Source organism: Nitrosomonas marina (assembly GCF_900111605.1).
Classification (GTDB): domain Bacteria; phylum Pseudomonadota; class Gammaproteobacteria; order Burkholderiales; family Nitrosomonadaceae; genus Nitrosomonas; species Nitrosomonas marina_A.
Window position 1 is genome coordinate 1 of the sequence record NZ_FOIA01000028.1, and the last position, 18,634, is coordinate 18,634.

General features: G+C 45.8%; 19 protein-coding genes. 11 read left to right on the plus strand and 8 right to left on the minus strand.

The genetic code is table 11. The annotated features are described in order from the left end of the window. Positions 1-284 precede the first annotated feature (284 nt). Together BMY62_RS12080 and BMY62_RS12085 are read right to left on the minus strand one after the other, a co-directional pair. Positions 285-1,652 carry an FAD-binding oxidoreductase gene (locus tag BMY62_RS12080; protein ID WP_090660282.1) on the minus strand — a complete coding sequence of 456 codons (1,368 nt, stop codon included), beginning with the start codon at positions 1,650-1,652 and terminating at the stop codon, positions 285-287. Between the two features lie 73 nt (positions 1,653-1,725). After that, entirely contained in the window at positions 1,726-2,313 is a 588-nt protein-coding gene (locus BMY62_RS12085) for a BON domain-containing protein (RefSeq protein WP_090660285.1), read from the minus strand. Between the two features lie 281 nt (positions 2,314-2,594). Here BMY62_RS12085 and BMY62_RS12090 point away from each other — a divergent pair, with 281 nt between their 5' ends. From BMY62_RS12090 to BMY62_RS12115, 6 genes are all read left to right on the plus strand, one after another. After that, entirely contained in the window at positions 2,595-3,338 is a 744-nt protein-coding gene (locus tag BMY62_RS12090; RefSeq protein ID WP_090660288.1) for an MlaA family lipoprotein, read from the plus strand. A 256-nt stretch (positions 3,339-3,594) separates the two neighbouring features. Continuing rightward, positions 3,595-3,759 carry a rubredoxin gene (locus BMY62_RS12095; protein WP_090660291.1) on the plus strand — a complete coding sequence of 55 codons (165 nt, stop codon included), beginning with the start codon at positions 3,595-3,597 and terminating at the stop codon, positions 3,757-3,759. A gap of 3 nt (positions 3,760-3,762) precedes the next feature. Beyond that, positions 3,763-4,914, plus strand: a complete 1,152-nt coding sequence (locus BMY62_RS12100; protein ID WP_090660294.1) for an NAD(P)/FAD-dependent oxidoreductase — start codon at positions 3,763-3,765, stop codon at positions 4,912-4,914. Between the two features lie 67 nt (positions 4,915-4,981). After that, a complete protein-coding gene (locus BMY62_RS12105) occupies positions 4,982-5,587 on the plus strand; it encodes a septation protein A (RefSeq protein ID WP_090660297.1) in 606 nt (201 codons plus the stop codon). Between the two features lie 8 nt (positions 5,588-5,595). Further along, on the plus strand, positions 5,596-5,898 hold the full coding sequence (locus tag BMY62_RS12110; RefSeq protein ID WP_090660300.1) for a YciI family protein: 303 nt from the start codon (positions 5,596-5,598) through the stop codon (positions 5,896-5,898). 81 nt (positions 5,899-5,979) lie between these two features. Further along, positions 5,980-6,774 (plus strand): peptidyl-prolyl cis-trans isomerase, encoded by a 795-nt coding sequence (locus BMY62_RS12115; RefSeq protein ID WP_090660303.1) that lies wholly within the window; start codon positions 5,980-5,982, stop codon positions 6,772-6,774. Between the two features lies 1 nt (position 6,775). Here BMY62_RS12115 and alr read toward each other — a convergent pair whose 3' ends face one another. After that, entirely contained in the window at positions 6,776-7,897 is a 1,122-nt protein-coding gene (gene alr / locus BMY62_RS12120; protein ID WP_090660306.1) for an alanine racemase, read from the minus strand. Positions 7,898-8,273: 376 nt separating this feature from the next. Between alr and lplT the strand changes: the two genes are divergently transcribed. The 4 genes from lplT (at position 8,274) to bamC (ending at position 14,374) form a co-directional block, all read left to right on the plus strand. After that, a complete protein-coding gene (gene lplT / locus BMY62_RS12125) occupies positions 8,274-9,542 on the plus strand; it encodes a lysophospholipid transporter LplT (protein WP_090660309.1) in 1,269 nt (422 codons plus the stop codon). A gap of 122 nt (positions 9,543-9,664) precedes the next feature. Continuing rightward, a complete protein-coding gene (gene clpB / locus BMY62_RS12130; protein ID WP_090660312.1) occupies positions 9,665-12,250 on the plus strand; it encodes an ATP-dependent chaperone ClpB in 2,586 nt (861 codons plus the stop codon). A gap of 89 nt (positions 12,251-12,339) precedes the next feature. Further along, positions 12,340-13,227 (plus strand): 4-hydroxy-tetrahydrodipicolinate synthase, encoded by an 888-nt coding sequence (dapA, locus tag BMY62_RS12135; protein ID WP_090660316.1) that lies wholly within the window; start codon positions 12,340-12,342, stop codon positions 13,225-13,227. Position 13,228: 1 nt separating this feature from the next. Continuing rightward, on the plus strand, positions 13,229-14,374 hold the full coding sequence (bamC, locus tag BMY62_RS12140) for an outer membrane protein assembly factor BamC (RefSeq protein ID WP_090660318.1): 1,146 nt from the start codon (positions 13,229-13,231) through the stop codon (positions 14,372-14,374). A 199-nt stretch (positions 14,375-14,573) separates the two neighbouring features. On the opposite strand, the gene BMY62_RS16215 is transcribed toward bamC, so the two are convergent. Beyond that, the gene (locus BMY62_RS16215) at positions 14,574-14,720 is read right to left on the minus strand and encodes a hypothetical protein (protein ID WP_177167616.1); all 147 of its coding nucleotides are present in this window, start codon (positions 14,718-14,720) and stop codon (positions 14,574-14,576) included. A gap of 665 nt (positions 14,721-15,385) precedes the next feature. Here BMY62_RS16215 and BMY62_RS16550 point away from each other — a divergent pair. After that, complete coding sequence (locus tag BMY62_RS16550) at positions 15,386-15,508, plus strand: hypothetical protein (protein ID WP_256207594.1); 123 nt, start codon at positions 15,386-15,388, stop codon at positions 15,506-15,508. Positions 15,509-15,776: 268 nt separating this feature from the next. Here BMY62_RS16550 and BMY62_RS16220 read toward each other — a convergent pair whose 3' ends face one another. The 4 genes from BMY62_RS16220 to msrB all read right to left on the minus strand — a co-directional run bounded on the left by BMY62_RS16220 (position 15,777) and on the right by msrB (position 18,413). Then, positions 15,777-15,923 (minus strand): hypothetical protein, encoded by a 147-nt coding sequence (locus BMY62_RS16220; protein WP_177170380.1) that lies wholly within the window; start codon positions 15,921-15,923, stop codon positions 15,777-15,779. 161 nt (positions 15,924-16,084) lie between these two features. Continuing rightward, positions 16,085-17,230: a cupin domain-containing protein gene (locus BMY62_RS12145; RefSeq protein WP_090660321.1), complete on the minus strand. Its 1,146-nt coding sequence runs from the start codon at positions 17,228-17,230 to the stop codon at positions 16,085-16,087. Continuing rightward, positions 17,220-17,888, minus strand: coding sequence for a peptide-methionine (S)-S-oxide reductase MsrA (gene msrA / locus BMY62_RS12150; RefSeq protein ID WP_256207595.1), 669 nt, complete (start codon positions 17,886-17,888; stop codon positions 17,220-17,222). The genes BMY62_RS12145 and msrA overlap by 11 nt, the downstream gene beginning before the upstream one ends. A gap of 6 nt (positions 17,889-17,894) precedes the next feature. Then, positions 17,895-18,413 (minus strand): peptide-methionine (R)-S-oxide reductase MsrB, encoded by a 519-nt coding sequence (gene msrB / locus BMY62_RS12155; RefSeq protein ID WP_090660323.1) that lies wholly within the window; start codon positions 18,411-18,413, stop codon positions 17,895-17,897. Positions 18,414-18,634 lie beyond the last annotated feature (221 nt).

The following is an 18,634-nucleotide window of genomic DNA, read 5'->3' on the forward strand; positions in this document are numbered from 1 at the left end:
ATCTGTCACTGGCAATTCCTCTCTTTTATACAGACTAGGTAACTGAATTATAAAAGATTTAAGGGGAATTGCCTCAACCATTCATGCAATATTCAGGTTAGCTTGTTATTCTGCACTAATCATTCAGTGCATGACAGGTAAACAATCTAACGAGCTGCGTGCGGAAAATGGGCTGAACATAATGAGATCTGAAATCATATCCATATAGAAAGGCCCATGACAACGATTCCGTTGCACAAATGAGTGTTTTTCTGTTATTAACTGAAAGCACAGTACGCGTGCCATTATGGAAAGAGTTTTCCGGGATTCAGGATATTGTTAGGATCAAACAGCAATTTTATGTTTTTCATAAGTGAAAGCGTTGGCTGATCGATTTCCTTGTGAATAAATGCCCTTTTTTCGCTGCCGATGCCATGTTCGCCCGATAAAGTGCCGTTCAGTCGAATGACCAGATCGAAAATCCTGTCCAAACACGCCTCAGCACGGGCAGCTTCTTCTGTGTTATCCGGATCAATCAGCAGATTGACATGAATATTACCGTTGCCGGCATGACCAAAATTGACGTTGGCAAGTTGATACTGCCTGCTCAGCTGTTCGAGCGAATTGAGGAAATCGGGTAAAGAACTCACCGGAACCACGACATCCTCATTGATTTTTTTGGGAGCAATTTCGCGCAACAGCGGCGACAGAGCTTTGCGCGCTTTCCAGAGTGCCGCAATGTTTTCGGCCTGGTTGGCCGCAATTAATCCGTCTGTTTTGCAGGCGTTCAGGATGGAAGAAACTGTTGTGCTGATTTCATTCTCTGTACCGTCTGCTTCGATCATCAGCATGGCACTAGCGTCGTTTGGCAGCATCCTGGGATGGTGATTTCGGATCAGATTCAACGAGCCGGCGTCGAGAAATTCAAGTGCGCTGGGTAGTTGCGGTAATGCCATAATTTGTTTGATCGCAACAGCGCAACTGGCTGAATTACTGAAATACGCGGTTATACCTGCAATCATGGTTGGCAGTGCGGTAAGCTTTAGTGTTGCTTCCGTGATGACGGCCAGTGTACCTTCAGAGCCTATCAACAGGCGTGTCAAATCATATCCGACAACTCCCTTGGTTGTATAACAACCAGTTTTAATGATTTCACCTGCGCCAGTTACGGCTTTCAGGCCCAAAACATGATCGCGTGTCGTACCATATTTTACTGCATGTGGCCCGCCTGCACCGGTAGCGATATTGCCGCCAATACTAGAATATGTTGCGCTGGAGGGGTCGGGTGGCCAGAAAAAACCGTGAAGTCTGACAGCATCCTGAACTGTCTGGTTTAGTACGCCGGGCTCAGCAACGATAACGCGGTTGGCTGCATCGACAGACAGGATGTTGAGCATGCGCTCAAGTGACAGGGCTATACCGCCCTGTTCGGGCAGACTGCCGCCGGATGTGCCGGTGCCGCGTCCACGCGGAACCAGAGGCATTTTGTGTTGATTGCATAACATTACAATTGCTTGAACTTCATCGGTGGTCAGTGGAAATGCGACAGCATGTGGAGGAAATATTTTGCGGCTGTTGTCGTAGGCGTAGGTGTAGCATTCTACGGGATCGGTGTATAACCGATCTGACGGTAACAGATTGTTTAAGGCGGATACCAGTTCAGCGGGTAGCATAGAGAATGGTATTCAATGCAATAAAATAAATAATTTCATGATCGACAATTGAAAATGATGCGGATGTTTGCGTTTAGTCAAGATACTCGAACACTTTGACAACTTTGACAACACCCGATGTCGAGCGCGCGATTTCTGTAGCGTTGTCCGCTTCTGCCCGTTTAACAACGCCGAGTAAAAATACAACGCCTTTTTCGGTAATGATTTTGATATGGTTGATTTGAAATTTTCCGGATGCAAGAAAACGACTTTTAACTTTTGATGTGATAAATGTATCGTTGCTGCGTGAACCCAGCGAGCTTTTTTCGCCAATGGTGATTTCGTTGATGACATTGCGGACGTTTTCTATACTTCTGATCAGCCTGCTGGCTTCCTCTTTCATGGTTTCTGTTGGTACCTCGCCGGTGAGCAGAACGATTCGGTTGAAGCTGGTGATGTTGATATGAGCCTGATTGTCAAACTGTTCATACAGGCGTTTTGAACCTTTCAATTCAATTGATTCGTCTTCGATGAAAATGCCGCTGGTTCTTCTGTCTTCCGCCACCATGGCGCCCGTTCCGGCGCCGGCTCCGACACCCACAGCAACCATCGGCGCACAGCTTGTCAGCAGCAATAGTGGGAAAATCATCAATAAACATGACTGATTGAAAATAGGCCGCATGGCTTGTCTCCTGATATGTTCGGTGTTTAGTAGTATTCTAAGTTAATCACGTACAGCCTGTATTTCGACGTTGTCGGTTAAATTCAAATGTGCTGGCATGGCTGTTGCCGGGTGTCCAGATGATCAGCCTGCCGGTTACATTGAAGTATGAGCTGTACATGTCGATATTACATTGATGGTATTAGTTTATCAGTGTAAAAGAAATTGACTGATATTTTATTGAACCTGATATGTAAATATGGCAACATGCGAAGTAAACATCAAAAAAATAAATTCAATCTATGAAATATCTTGTAAATTCTAAAATTATTTTATTGCTGTCGTTTGGCGTTTTTCTATCTGGCTGCGCATCAACACAGAATCCGCAGGATCCATTAGAATCGATGAATCGGGCTGTTTTTGAATTCAACGAGATAGTCGATGACAACGTTATCGAACCGGTAGCAAGAAATTATGTAAGATTTGTGCCTGAGCCAATTCGTCTGGTTGTCGGCAATGCATTTTCAAATGCAAACGATGTCGTTGTGACGGCCAACTCAATTTTGCAGCTGAATTTTGAAAGCGCTGCAGCGAGTGCGACACGTTTCGTTATCAATACCACGTTTGGTCTGTTTGGTGCGATTGATATTGCCAGCGATATCAGTGAAGCCAGCGATCTTAATATCAGTAAGCGCAATGAGGATTTTGGTCAAACAATGGGTCACTATGGTATTGCTACGGGGCCATATCTCGTCATTCCTTTTCTAGGCCCGAGCACAGTGAGAGATGCAGTGGGCGTTGGCGTCGACAGCCTGGTTGCGCACCCCGTTACCACAATCGTTTATCTTGACAGTATCAATACCCTTGATGCTGCAATCCGGACTCCGGTAGCAATGGGTATGGCGCTTGATGCACGCGCACAGTTACTGGATGTTGATAAAACGCTGGAAGAGGCTGCGCTGGATAAATATGAGTTTGTGCGCGACGCTTACCTGCAGCGTCGAGACAGTCTGGTGAACAACGAAGATGTTGAGTTAGCAGACTAAGCAAATGGGTTGATGTTTTCTGGCATTTTTTCCTTTTTACTCAACTTGTGAATCGTTAATGGCAATGTATACTCGGAACATTCTGTTTTGAGATACGTTTTTTTCTTGCGAGATCAATTGATTCGCGTTTCTCTTTTCTTAAATACATTTAATCCCGTTTAAACTACATTAGCTACCAACTCACAGGAATTCTTCTGTTGAAAAATCTATAGCTATTTGTTTGTTACCTGCGAATCAGACGGGATGGTAATATCAGATGAAGAAATATCAATGTAATATTTGTGGATTTATTTACGACGAGTTATTGGGTGATCCCGCGCATGGCATAGAAGCCGGTACCCGCTGGGAAGATATTCCGGAAAGCTGGAGTTGTCCGGAATGCGGTGTGAATAAGACTGATTTTGAGATGGTGGAGATATAAGTCATGTCACAGCCAATAGTCATTATCGGTAGCGGGCTTGCAGGTTATGCGGTGGCGCGGGAATTGCGGCGGTTGACGACTGATAAAGCCGTTGTGATGGTAACAGCTGATCATGGTGGTTTTTATTCCAAGCCAATGCTGTCCAATGCACTGTCCACTGGAAAAACACCGGAATCGATTATCAATGGTGATGCCGAGAAAATGGCGGCGCAACTCAACATTACCATTTATTCACACACCCGGGTCGAGGCCGTAGACACCAGCAATCAATCGGTTGAATTGTCAAATGGGGAACGATTGTCATACAGCGCACTTGTGATGGCTATCGGTGCGGATCAGGTAAGACTGCCGTTGCAGGGAAGTGGCGTGTCAAAAATTCTTACAATCAATGATGTTGATGATTACAAACACTTTCGTGACGTACTGGTAGATAAAAAGAGGGTCGCTATCATTGGTGCAGGACTGATTGGTTGCGAATTTGCCAATGATCTTTCTGCGACAGGCTATCAGGTCGACGTAATTGATATTTCGCCCCAGCCGCTCGGGCGGCTACTGCCGCCTGAAGCAGGCGCTTATCTGCAACAGAAACTGGAAGCTGTCGGCGTCAATTTTCATTTCAATATGACGGTGGAATCGGTGGATCAAACCGACACAATGATGCAACTGAGGTTGACGAATGGCGAGAAAATCGAAACTGAAATTGTCCTGTCCTCTGTCGGGCTGACGCCGCGTATTAATCTGGCAAAGAAGGCCGGATTGCTCGTCAATCGTGGTATTGTTGTCAATCAATTGTTGCAGACCAGCGATAAGAACATATTTGCGCTGGGCGATTGTGCCGAGGTGGAAGGCAAGGTGCTCCCTTTTGTGATGCCAATTACGCATGCTGCCCGGGCACTGGCGGCAACATTGGCTGGGAAACCAACGCCAGTTGTTTACCCAGCTATGCCGGTTCTGGTGAAAACACCTGCCTGTCCTACGGTTGTTGCACCTCCTGAGTCGGGTCATGCTGGCGAATGGCGCGTCGAATCGAATGGAGAAGGTGTGAAAGCGGTATTTCAGAATAATTCCGGTAGTCTGCTAGGTTTTGCGCTTCTGGGTCAGGCGACTGCAATGAAAAACGAATTGGCCACGAAGTTGCCTCCGATTTTAAACTGATGAAAGGGCGTGGTGCGCAACCGGCTTTTTTATAACCCGATGGGCTGCACGCCAGTGTTGTGTGACGATGAAATTTTTTTTCGACTTATTCCCGGTTATACTTTTTTTTGTAGCGTTTAAGGCATATGATATCTATATCGCGACGGGCGTGGCTATGCTTGCAACGGTTATACAAATCGCTTGGGTGAGATACCGTCACCACCGGATTGAGAACATGTTATGGATCAATTTGATCGTTATAATGCTGTTTGGTGGTGCGACCCTGGCATTTCAGGATGAAACGTTTATTAAGTGGAAGCCATCAGTACTTTACTGGTTGTTTGCAACGATACTGCTGGTATCTAATCAATTTTTTTCCAAAAATCTTATACAAGCATTGCTGGAAAAACAGCTGGTACTACCGTTACAGGTATGGCAGAAACTTAATTTAAGCTGGATTGTTTTTTTCATGTTCATGGGGTGTGTTAACCTATATGTCGCATATGGTTTTTCAGTGGATACCTGGGTGACATTCAAGCTGTTTGGCGTAATGGGATTGATGTTGCTTTTTGTTGTACTGCAGGTTGTGCTGCTAAACAAGTATCTGCGCTCCGCGGATTTTGTAAAGGCTGATTTACATACAACTCAAAGGGGTATTGCTGAAGCTGGTGAAAATCGAGAACAGGATAAGTAAGGACTGATATGTTTTATGTGATTTATGCGGAGGATGTGCCTGACAGTCTCGAACGCAGGAAGACTGCGCGTGCCGCACATTTGGAGCGGTTGCAACAGTTACAGGAGAATGGGCGATTGCTACTGGCTGGGCCATATCCAGCAATCGATTCAGCTGATCCGGGTCCGGCCGGTTTTTCCGGTAGCCTCATTGTTGCTGAATTCGAATCGCTACAGGCAGCGAAAGACTGGGCAGATACCGATCCATACGTTATTGCTGGTGTTTATCAGGCCGTAACGGTGAAACCCTTCAAAAAAGTTTTTCCGAAATGATGCCGCTACATTGGTATTTGTTACATTGAAGCGTATACTTACCGCCGCCATACTATCCAAATTTTTCAGAAAGGAAATTTCATGCGTTTGACTAGATTGTCGCAATATTTAATTGTTGGTTCTTTTGGTTTCATGGTCATGACGGCTCATGCCCAGTCAGCTTCGACAATGGCTACTGTCAATGGTGTAGCGATTCCGCAATCGCGACTTGATTTGATGGTCAAGGCAAGTGGCGCCCAGGGACAGGAGGACGGACCGGAATTGAGAAAGGCGCTAAGAGAGAATTTGATAACGGAAGAGATACTGACGCAGGAAGCGATCAAAAAAGGGCTGGACAGAGACCCTGAAGTGGTATCTCAAATAGAGATTGCAAGGCAGGCAGCGTTGATTCGCGCGCTTCAGGCTGACTACATCAAGAACAACGCGGTAGGCGAAGACACACTGAAACGCGAGTATGATATGTTGAAGGTGCAAATGGGTGACAAGGAATACAAGGCGCGCCATATACTTGTGGAAAATGAAAGCGAAGCCCGCGATATTATTGCAAATTTAAAAAAAGGCGGTGATTTTGCCAAAATTGCAGCAGAAAAGTCCATTGATGACGGTAGCAAAGTTAATGGTGGGGAGTTGAACTGGAGTCCGGCTGCTGCTTATGTCCGTCCTTTTGCAGAAGCTTTGGCTAAACTGGAAAAAGGAAAGCTCACAGACAACCCTGTTCATACCAATTTCGGCTGGCACGTTATACAACTGATCGATACGCGGCCGATGGATGTCCCGCCTTTCAATGAAGTTAAGGAAAACATACGGCAGCGGGTATTGCAACGCGAATTTGCTGCATATGTGCAGGAGTTGCGCAGCAAGGCCAAAGTTGAATAAATTATTTTGATTCCACACAGATGCGGGTAGCGCTGCTCTGAGACTCTTCTTGCGAAATCTCCAGTTCTACCCTCGTTGGCAGCGCGCAAAGCAGCTCATAGCTGATGGTATCAGCTGCGCGCGCAATATCTTCAACGGGTAATCCGTTTCCCCAAAGTGTTACTGTGCTGTTGATCGATATGTTGGGCAACTCTGTCAAATCAACGGCAAGCATGTCCATCGAAACTTTACCAATCAAACGGCTTCTGAGATCGTTAACCAGTACTGGCGTGCCTGTTGGCGCATGCCGTGGATACCCATCTGCATAACCACAGGCAACAATTCCAATACGCATTGGTCTGTCAGTCTGGAAATTGCCGCCATAGCCCACAATGTCGCCTTGTTTTAAATGCTGTATGGCAATGATTTTGCTGGTTAGAGACATCACAGGCTTCAATTTGAAATCCTCTCCCCTGTGTGCAGCAAATGGAGAGGCACCATACAACATCAGTCCCGGACGGACCCAGTCACGGTGTGCTTCCGGGTAACGGATGGTTGCGGCTGAATTGGCGAGTGTACAGGGCATTGCGGTCAATCCGGTGATTTGATCAAAAACCTGTAATTGTTTGTGAAACTGTGTGTTATCAGTAGTGCCGTCCGCGGTTGCAAAATGCGTCATCAGCGTTATCTGAGAAACGGCAGGATTGCCTGATAACTGCTTGATGATTGACGGGAACCGTTCAGATGCAAAGCCCAGACGGTTCATGCCGGTATTGATTTTTAAAAAAATATCCAATTCCCGGTGGTTGCAGCCTGTTAGCATAGCAAGTTGTTCATCATGGTGTATGACTGTGCTCAACCTGTATTTTTCCAGTAATGCCAGCTCGCGCGTCGAAAAAAACCCCTCCAGCAATAAAATAGGGTGTCGAAAACCAGCCTCGCGCAGACAAATTGCAGCTTCCAGTTCGAGCAATCCAAAACCGTCCGCGTTCCTTAACGCGTGGGCTGTATGCAATAATCCGTGCCCGTAAGCATTGGCTTTGATGATGGCCATAATTTTTGCGTTGGGTGCATAGTGACGCGTTATCAATAGGTTGTGTGTTAATGCGGGTAGATCGATATAAGCTTTAATGGGACGTTGCATCGGGTATGCTAGCTGGAGAAAAAAGTATGTCTATTACGATGGATTTACGTCAATCAATGCGAAAATACTGACCCTGGCTTGTCGCGGTATTTATATAGAGACTAATGTATAAATGTCGCATGGTCGTTGATTGATGAGAATTTATTTGCAATGACCGTGACACAAAAGCCTACTATGATAATGTAAATTGGCTTGTTTTCGTACCTGCTTTTATCAGATAAATCTACTTTCCTTATTATATTTGCGGCCGATTGAGAACATTTTTCAATTTTGAGGGGACGTGGTGTATTTCTTGCTATTGTTTCATGGTATAACCCCATTACTGACTAACTATTGCGTATCAAAAAAAACAATAACATTCTGAGAGGTGGGACGTTTGAATCGCGGTTTTTACACCATTATGGCTGCGCAGTTTTTCTCTTCTCTTGCTGACAATGCACTGCTGGTTGTGGCCATAGCATTACTGATTGAATTGCATGCACCGGCTTTTCTGACACCGCTACTCAAATTCGTTTTTGTGCTGTTTTACGTGATTCTTGCTCCTTTCGTGGGCGCATTCGCTGACTCAATGCCAAAAGGGAGGGTAATGTTTATCAGCAATACCATCAAGGTATTAGGCTGTACTCTCTTGTTCTTTGCCATGCATCAGTTTTCTGCCCTGGCTGCATACGCCGTTGTCGGATTGGGTGCAGCAGCCTATTCACCTGCAAAATACGGCATATTGACAGAACTGTTGCCCCCCGAAAAACTGGTGGTTGCTAATGGCTGGATCGAAGGATTGACAGTTGCTTCAATAGTGCTGGGGACCATGTTGGGTGGAATTCTAATCACGCCCGTTGTATCCCAGATGCTGCTGGCTTTTCAGCTTCCTTTTATACATTCCGATACGGAAATGAGTATTTTCGTAGTGGCTGCAATTTACGTGATTGCCGCGGTTTTTAATTTGTTTATTCCCAATACCGGTATTGATCATCGTATGCCCCAGAAAAACCCGCTGTATCTGATTCATGAATTTTCTCATTGTGTGAAATTACTATGGGTGGATAAGCTTGGACAGATCTCTCTGGCGGTAACGACGTTATTTTGGGGTGCAGGAGCAACGCTACAGTTTATTGTAATAAAATGGGCTGAAACGGCGCTTGATTATTCGCTGAGCAAAGCAGCTCAATTACAAGGTATTGTTGCACTCGGTATTGCGATAGGCGCTGTAATGGCAGCACGCACAGTTTCGCTCAAGCAATCTTTGTCTGTTATTCCACTCGGATTTGCTACCGGCCTCGTGGTAATGCTGATGGTTTTAGTACATAACTTTTGGCTGGCGGTAATATTTTTGATCGTAATTGGCGGTATGGCCGGTTTTTTTGTAGTTCCCATGAATGCTTTGTTACAGCACCGGGGCTACATTCTAATGGGTGCGGGCCATTCAATCGCAGTACAGAATTTCAATGAAAATCTGAGCATACTCATGATGCTGTCACTGTATGCGCTGCTGATTTATTATGAGGTACATATCTATGTGGTCATTGTGTTATTTGGTTTGTTCATGTCGATCATCATGGCCCTGGTGCGCAAATGGCATAGGTATAACCAGAGCAAGGAAGATTCGCTGCATTTGATTGGTACTAGAAAGATTCACAGACACTGAAGTTGCAACATTCAGTATTGCATTCGATCCGCACTGACCAGTGGTAAATTAACATGACAGTCAGCTTGAAATTTTGAATCGACTCCCCCACGTAGTGATCAGTGACCTTTTAGGAGAAATGAATGCGTTTTGACAAATTAACCACGAAATTTCAGCAGGCTTTGGCCGATGCGCAAAGTATCGCTGTCGGGCAGGATCATGCCTATATTGAACCCGGCCACTTATTGCTCGCCTTATTACAACAGGAAGATGGCGCGACTGTGTCGTTATTGCAGCGGAGTGGCGCCAATGTTGCCCCGTTGCGTGAGGCCGTAAAGCGCGACATTCAACGGTTGCCAAAGGTTGAAGGAACGGGTGGAGAAGTCAACCTGTCACGAAATCTCGCCAATCTGCTTAATATAGCGGACAGGGAAGCGCAGAAAAGGGGAGATCAGTTTATTGCTTCAGAGATGTTTCTGCTTGCATTGTTGAAAGACAAGAGTGAAACAGCTGCGCTGCTAAAGGAATTTGGTGCTACCTATGAAGCATTGGAGCAAGCGGTAGCTGCTGTCCGCGGTGGCGAGCAGGTTGACAGTGCAGAAGCAGAAAGCAGCCGTGAAGCCTTGAAGAAATATACGCTGGATCTGACCGAGCGCGCGCGTCAAGGGAAGCTTGACCCGGTTATTGGGCGTGACGATGAAATTCGACGTGCTATTCAGGTTTTACAGCGGCGAACCAAAAACAATCCCGTTTTGATCGGTGAGCCCGGTGTTGGCAAAACTGCTATTGTTGAAGGTCTGGCCCAGCGTATCGTCAATGGTGAAGTGCCTGAGAATCTGAAGAGCAAGCGTGTTTTGTCTCTAGATATGGCTGCGTTGCTTGCCGGGGCAAAATATCGAGGTGAATTTGAGGAACGTCTGAAATCCGTGCTGAAAGAACTGGCACAGGATGAGGGTAACACGATTGTGTTTATCGACGAACTGCATACCATGGTTGGTGCCGGAAAAGCAGAAGGCGCGATGGATGCCGGTAATATGCTCAAGCCGGCGCTGGCGCGCGGTGAATTGCATTGCGTGGGTGCGACGACACTGGATGAATATCGTAAATACATTGAAAAAGATGCCGCACTGGAGAGAAGATTTCAGAAGGTGTTGGTTGAAGAGCCGAATGTTGAGGCGACGATCGCAATTCTGCGGGGGTTGCAGGAAAAATACGAAGTGCATCATGGTGTAGACATCACCGATCCGGCTATCGTCGCAGCTGCTGAATTATCTCATCGCTACATTACAGATCGGTTCTTGCCTGATAAAGCGATTGATTTGATTGACGAGGCTGCTGCACGGATTCGTATGGAAATCGACTCCAAACCGGAAGCGATGGATAAACTTGATCGCCGTCTGATTCAACTTAAGATTGAACGTGAAGCGATTAAGAAAGAGCAGGACGAGGCCTCACGAAAGCGCTTGCAATTGCTGGAAGAAGAAATTGCACTCAAGGAACGTGAGTATGCTGATCTTGAAGAAATCTGGAAAGCGGAGAAATCGCATATTCAAGGTTCACAGCAAGTGAAAGAAGAAATCGAGAAAATCAAGCTGGAGATTGAAGCCGCGACACGCAAAGGTGATTGGCAAAAAGTATCCGAGTTGCAGTATGGGCGTTTGCCTCAATTGGAATCTCAACTGAAATCGCAGGAAAGTCCTGTACAGAAAGTTGACACAGAAAAGCCTAAACTGCTGCGAACCCAGGTCGGCGCCGAAGAAATTGCAGAAGTTGTTTCGCGAGCAACTGGTATACCGGTCGCCAAAATGATGCAGGGAGAGCGTGAGAAATTGTTGCTGATGGAGGAGAAGCTTCATGAGCGCGTTGTCGGCCAGGACGAGGCAGTACGGCTGGTTGCCGATGCAATTCGCCGTTCACGCGCGGGCCTGGCCGATCCAAACCGCCCTTACGGTTCTTTTTTGTTCCTGGGCCCGACCGGTGTCGGCAAAACAGAATTGTGCAAGGCACTGGCCGGCTTTTTGTTCGACTCGGAAGAACATCTGGTTCGTGTGGATATGTCAGAGTTTATGGAAAAGCATTCTGTGGCGAGACTAATAGGCGCACCTCCTGGATACGTGGGTTATGAAGAAGGCGGCTACCTGACTGAAATCGTGCGCAGAAAACCTTACGCAGTAATTTTACTGGATGAAGTCGAAAAAGCGCATCCGGATGTTTTTAATGTCCTGCTGCAGGTGCTTGATGACGGGCGGATGACAGATGGCCAGGGGCGTACGGTTGATTTTAAAAATACCGTTGTTGTGATGACCTCCAATCTGGGTTCGCATATGATTCAGGAAATGCACGGGCAGGAATATCAGACGATCAAAAACTCGGTCATGGGGGAGGTGAAAACACATTTCCGTCCGGAGTTTGTCAATCGTATTGATGAGGTGGTTGTATTTCACGCGTTGAGCGAAAAACATATTCAATCTATTGCGCGGATACAGCTTCAATATCTGGAAAAAAGAATGACTGCGATGGAAATGCATTTGCAAGTCAGCGATGCAGCGCTTGCCGAATTGTCTCAAGTCGGGTTTGATCCCGTTTTTGGAGCCCGTCCACTCAAGCGGGCTATTCAGGCGCAGATAGAAAATCCATTGGCCAAGGAAATTCTTGAAGGTCGTTTTGCCGCCAAAGATACTGTAGTGGTTGATTACAGGGATGGCATTATGCAATTTACTAAAATTTAACGGCTAGATTTGGGGCTGTTTAAACGGGGGTATCACTTTTGTATGTTCAGTTCAGGTAAAATACACAATTTGCACATGGAAAAGTAATCATGTTTAAAGGTAGTTTGGTTGCCCTCGTTACACCAATGCATGAGGATGGCAAATTAGACCTGGAGCGTTTTCGGGCTCTGATTGATTTCCATATTGATCAAGGTTCGGACGGTATTGTTGTAGTTGGAACGACCGGTGAGTCTCCGACGGTCGATTTTGAAGAACACCATTTATTGATGCGCACCGCAGTAGATCATGCTGCCGGGCGTATTCCAGTTATTGCCGGGACGGGGGCGAATTCAACGCGTGAAGCGATTGACTTGTCAGTTTACGCAAAGGATTCCGGGGTTGATGCCTGTCTCTCTGTGGCACCTTATTACAATAAACCGACTCAGGAAGGGTTGTATCAGCATTTCAAGGCCATTGCTGAAGCTGTCGATATTCCGCACATTCTTTACAATGTACCGGGAAGAACTGTAGCTGATATTGCCAATGACACCTGCTTGAGGCTGTCGCAGATTCCGAATATTATCGGGATAAAGGATGCTACCGGTGATATGGCCCGAGGAAGTGACTTGATACTTAATTCGCCAGAAAATTTCATGATATGGAGTGGTGATGATGTTTCTGCGCTGGCTTTGATGCTGCTTGGTGGTCACGGTGTGATATCCGTCACAGCCAACGTTGCACCGGCACAGATGCATGCCATGTGCAGTGCAGCTGCAACAGGAGATCTTAAAGCAGCACGCGCGCTGAATAACGCACTCATGGGTCTGCATACCGATTTGTTTGTAGAGGCAAATCCGATTCCGGTTAAATGGGCGGTTGCGCAGATGGGGCTTATGGAGGCTGGTATTCGACTGCCTTTGACTCCGCTATCTGAAAAATATCATCAGCGAGTACGCATAGCAATGAACCAGGCGCAGATTCAAATTCCAAAGGAGTAACATGTCAGGTAAACGGTGGCGCACATATCTTGTTGCAACGGTAATGGTGCTTTCAATAACATTTTCCGGGTGTACTATTTTTCCGGAGCAAAAACAGATTGACTATAAATCTGCTAGTAAATTGCCACCACTTGAAGTCCCGCCTGATTTGATCGCGCCTTCAACAGATGATCGTTATTCCATACCCGGAGGGGCTTCAGGCAGTGCAACATTTTCTTCATACAGTAATGAGCGTATTGCTCAGCCTGGTACTGGCACTTCTTCACTACTGCCGATATCGGTGCAAAGTGTTCATATTGAGCGTGCAGGTACACAGCGCTGGCTGGTTGTGCCACAGCCACCCGAAGCAGTCTGGCCCATTGTGAAAGAGTTCTGGCAGGAACTGGGTTTTCTCATCAAACTGGAAATACCGGAAGCGGGCATCATGGAAACAGACTGGGCGGAAAACCGGGCAAAAATCCCCCAGGATTTTATCAGAAACATACTCTCCACATTTCTTGATAGTTTCTATTCAACGGCTGAACGTGACAAATTCCGTACGCGACTTGAACGTACCGAAATGGGAACCACAGAGGTGTATATCAGTCATCGTGGTATGGATGAGATTCTGGAGACAAGTGGCGCAAACCGGACAATCTGGCAGCCGCGTACGGCAGACCCGGATTTGGAGGCTGAAATGCTGGCGCGTTTAATGATGCGTTTTGGCGTTGAAGAAGAACGAGCCAGAATGGAATTGGCCAGCACAGGCGGAAACGTGCAGGAAAAAGCCTATATTGACAAGGAGAAAGGGAATGTGCTGGTTGTCAATGAAGCGTTTGACCGTTCTTGGCGGCGTGTCGGTCTGGCTTTAGATCGTATCGGGTTTACGGTGGAGGATCGTAATCGCGTGGATGGCATTTATTTTGTTCGTTATGTGAATCCTGAAGATGACAGCTATAAAAAAGGAGACGATGATGGGTTACTGTCTGGTCTCATGTTCTGGAGGAGTAAAGATGATAAAGATGCCAGAGCTGCCCGGTACCATATAATGGTCAAGGAAACCGGTACCCGTACGAGCACGCTGACTATTTTAAACGAGGATAATACGCCGGTTCGTTCGGCAGTAGCAGGAGGTATTCTCAAACTGCTGCACGAGCAACTTAAATGAGTTTTTTAAAACCGGATTAATAGCTCCGATATCTGTGAACCGCCCATCCAAACAGAGCCAGTTGGGTGTGGATAAAAAATAATTGCCGCTACTGGCAACTGAAGAAGGAATGATAAAAAATAAAAAAAACCGCCATTTGGCGGTTTTTTTATGGAAACATCATTAAATAAATATGACGTCCTTTTGAAACTGCTTATACTTATTCGTTGTTGTTTTTTGCAGCTTCTTCTTGAAGAATTCTTTCAAAATTCTCTTTCTCTTGTTCAGGTAACGCCTGACCTGGTCTGCCACCACATGCTGCTAAAAAGAAAGATGCTAATACCAAAACTAGAAAAGCTTGTTTCATTATTGAATTTCCCTATTATTTATGTATAAAAATTAAAGTCCGAAAACGAAGCAGCTTATACCATCGCTCCAAGCAATGTCAACAGTGTCAAACTCAACTGCTCAACTCGGAGTCAAACCTACTTATTATTTTTAATATATTTATAGTGAGGAAAAACTAAACGATATAGTCATGCTGCTAGCATAAGTATAAATCTTTTAGTAACAAGATACTACCCATTCTGTGATTTATTTGGTCTGGTCGAAGTGTCGTTCCAAACAAGAAGCAGGGTTTGATAAGTTAACGAGAGGAACCGCCCATAAAACAGAGCGGCTTCTCGATATTATCAGCAAAAGATCATTACTCGGGTTCTGAGCCGCGTTCATCCATGAACCCTGGGAGATATTATCCAGGCCCGGGATCGCCACAACCCACTAAAAACATTGCCAGCAAAGCAACTATCAATAAAGCATATTTCGTACTTAAAATCTCCTGTACTGGAATTTTTACGAATTTATTTTTTTGTTAAACAGCTCTATTGTCCATTAAATATCAAGGGATTATAAGTTAATTACCAGATTCAAATATTATCGCACAGTCAAGTGGCAAATAATATGTCGGGCTGATCGTAAACTCGGGGATGGTGTGTGATGAGACGAGCGGAATGGCAACAGGAGAAATGGAAAATGAGATTTGAAGTAACCGGTGGAAGATGGAAGAAAGGCGGTTTTACGCAGACGACTGGTTTGCAAGGTGTATGTGATCGTACATTTAAATGTTACATGGACAGATACGGACAGATACGGTGAAAGTGGCTTGGATGTATTGATGGATAAGCGACTAATTAAGGATTCATCGCACTTACATTAAAAGTGGATAATTTTATTTGTTGCCAAAGGTATTTTGGCGCTGAATGGTAGATGAAGGAAACAATTTTGAATGATTACTGTGATGATGTGATTGTTACGAGAAGTTTTGAGTTGAATTGTTATAAAGAGAATTGTTTCAGCTGCTAATCCTGAATAATAAAACGGCTCCTGACAATCGGCAGGAGCCGTTTGCTAGTTAATCAGTCAATTATTTCTGACCGGCAGGTGCGCCCAGTCTTTCGCCTGTTTCATCTTCATACAGGCTTGGTGGATATTGGCCTGGTTTCCCCCCGTCACCACCACAACCAACTAAAAACATTGCCAGTAACGCAGCTATAAATAAAGAGTATTTCATACTTAAAATCTCCTATTCTAGAATTTTTACGAATTAATTTTGTTAAACAGCTCTATTGTCCTTCAAATAACGAGGGACCATAACCTTAATACCAGATTCAAAAATTTCTGTCCAGTACCTTTTAAAAAAGATCAGCGAAAATATTTTGAGACATGACGTGCTCAGGAGTGTGAAGTTACCTCGATAAAGCCGTTAACATACCATTGATAAAGAATTTTTCTTGATTCGTCATTCAACGGACTGTCGATCGAGATTTCTTCACGGTTGGCGAGTATGCACAGTGCATTTTTTGTTGCCGGACTGACCGGGTAATTTTCGCCATTGAGAAAAATCTGGCGGTGACCGGTGAGCATCCGGCTTTTTAAATTAAGCTGGAATTTTCTTGTGTGGATAGCGGTATTAAATACTTCAAATGGTAAAGGGTCCTTGGGTCTGTCAAAAAAAACATGCGCTTTGGGTTCCGTCAGGTAGATACCGAGAAATTTTTCCACGTCCGCCGCCTGCCATTCGATTTTGTTTAGAATCTGACCGGTCTGCTGCAAAAGATCAGGATGGATTTCCCAAGGCCTGCTCTGACACTTTAAATCGGGGTCGTTATACCAGCCTTCGGTATGCAAATGATCCTGTAGATAAATCAGAAACTGATGAATCAATTCCTGATGGCTGGGTGCCCGGAAACCGATGGAATAGGTCATGCAGGCATCCACTGCAACACCATGATGAGCATAGTTCGGTGGCAGGTATAACATGTCGCCCGGTTCCAGCACCCATGACTGTTCAGCATTAAATTGTTGAAGAATTTTTATCGGAGCATCTGCAACGAGCTGATTGTCATAATTAGCAGCTATCTCCCAGCGTCGGCGCCCGGGACCCTGCAACAGAAAAACATCATAGGAGTCATAATGAGGCCCGATACCACCACCTGCGGGCGCGTAGCTTACCATCAGGTCGTCCAGTCGTGAATACGGAATAAATCCGAATTTCAATAGTAAACGATTAGCCGATGGTAAAAAATGATTGACGTCCTGCACCAGCAATGACCAGGTGTTTTCAGTTGAACCCGGAAGATCTCGTTTTCTCAAGGGACCGTGCTTTAACAGCCATTGCCTATCCTTTTGAATCACCAGGCGTGATTGTGCCTCGTCATTGGCGGCCAGCTGAAACAGCTCCTTGCGGGACAACAATCCCTGAAACCCCGGTAAAGCATTACGAACAAACAGTGGTTTTTTCTGCCAATGTTGCTGCAAAAATGCATCGGGTGTCAGGTTGCCCAGGGAAATATAGGACGTGGCAGGATTAATGTTCATCTCCCCAAAGCTGTTGCAGGCGGTCGTCGCGTCCGCAATTGCTGCGGTAGAATGTATAGCGCAGCGGATTCTTCAAATAGTAATCCTGATGGTATTCTTCGGCAGAATAAAATTGAGTGGCCGGTAAAATTTCAGTTGCAATGGGCTGTTCAAAACGTCCACTGGCTTCCAGAGCTGCCTTGGAAGCTTCGGCCAATGCCTGTTGTTCTGGACTTAGATAAAAAATAGCGCTGCGGTATTGCGGACCGATATCGCAGAACTGGCCGCCTTTAAACACTGGATCAATCGTGGGCCAGAAAGCTTCCAGCAGCGCTGCGTAAGTGGTGATGGTCATATCGTATTCAATCCTGACTGCTTCGATGTGTCCGGTGTTGCCGACTACGACCTGCTTGTAGGTCGGATTGGCAACCGTGCCGCCAATAAATCCGGATGTTGTGGAGATGACGCCAGGTACTTTATCAAAGTCCGATTCGGTGCACCAGAAACAACCGCCGGCAAAAATAGCGATGCCCAGGTTTTCTTCAGGTATTGAACGTGCAATGGACTTTTGCAGAGTACCGTTGCCGGACTGCTGACATGCGGTTGCCAGAACCGCTATGATCGCCAGCATGAAAAAAGCGGTGCTGCTGATGATATGGTATCTGTTTGATCGTACCATCTGTCCTTATCCCCTCAATGGCGGAAGCGATTCCGTGTGAACAATAAATTTCAACGCCAATCCGTTGTTGCACCAGCGTTCGCCACGTGGTTTGGGGCCATCATTAAATACATGCCCCTGATGCCCGCCACATCGTGCGCAGTGATATTCAGTGCGTGGAATGATAAGTTTGTAATCCTTTTTGGTGCCGGTATGTCCAGCAATTGGTTGTGTGAAGCTCGGCCATCCGGTACCGCTGTCGTATTTATACTGACTTTCAAATAAAGGCAAATAGCAAGCTGCACAAATATATGTGCCTTCGCGGTATTCGTCATTAAGTGCGCTGCTGCCGGGTGGTTCGGTATGTTCCTCGAACAATATCTTATAAGCTTCCGGTGAAATCATATCGCGCCACGCTGTATGCGGTTTCTTCAAACGTTGGACTGTCGCAGGCGTTATTGCCTGTGCCTGTCTTGAAGGGTAAAAAACAGCCAATGGTGACAATGCCGTCACGCCTGCACCGATCAGGAAAGTTCTTCTTTTCATGTTTCCTCCGTATCTTCTTGCGCTGAAATTTGCCGGGTAAACTACGCGAAATTATTCGTGCAGTACACACCGCGAGCAGTGCCAGGTTTTATTTATTTAACTTCTTTTTTATTTTGCTCATTGAACGCAGCAACCGTGCATTATGCTTTGAAAATAAATTAAGTTACTGCTGTTTGACACATAAAAATGATTTGAGTTTTTTACCGCTGGAAAAACACGGC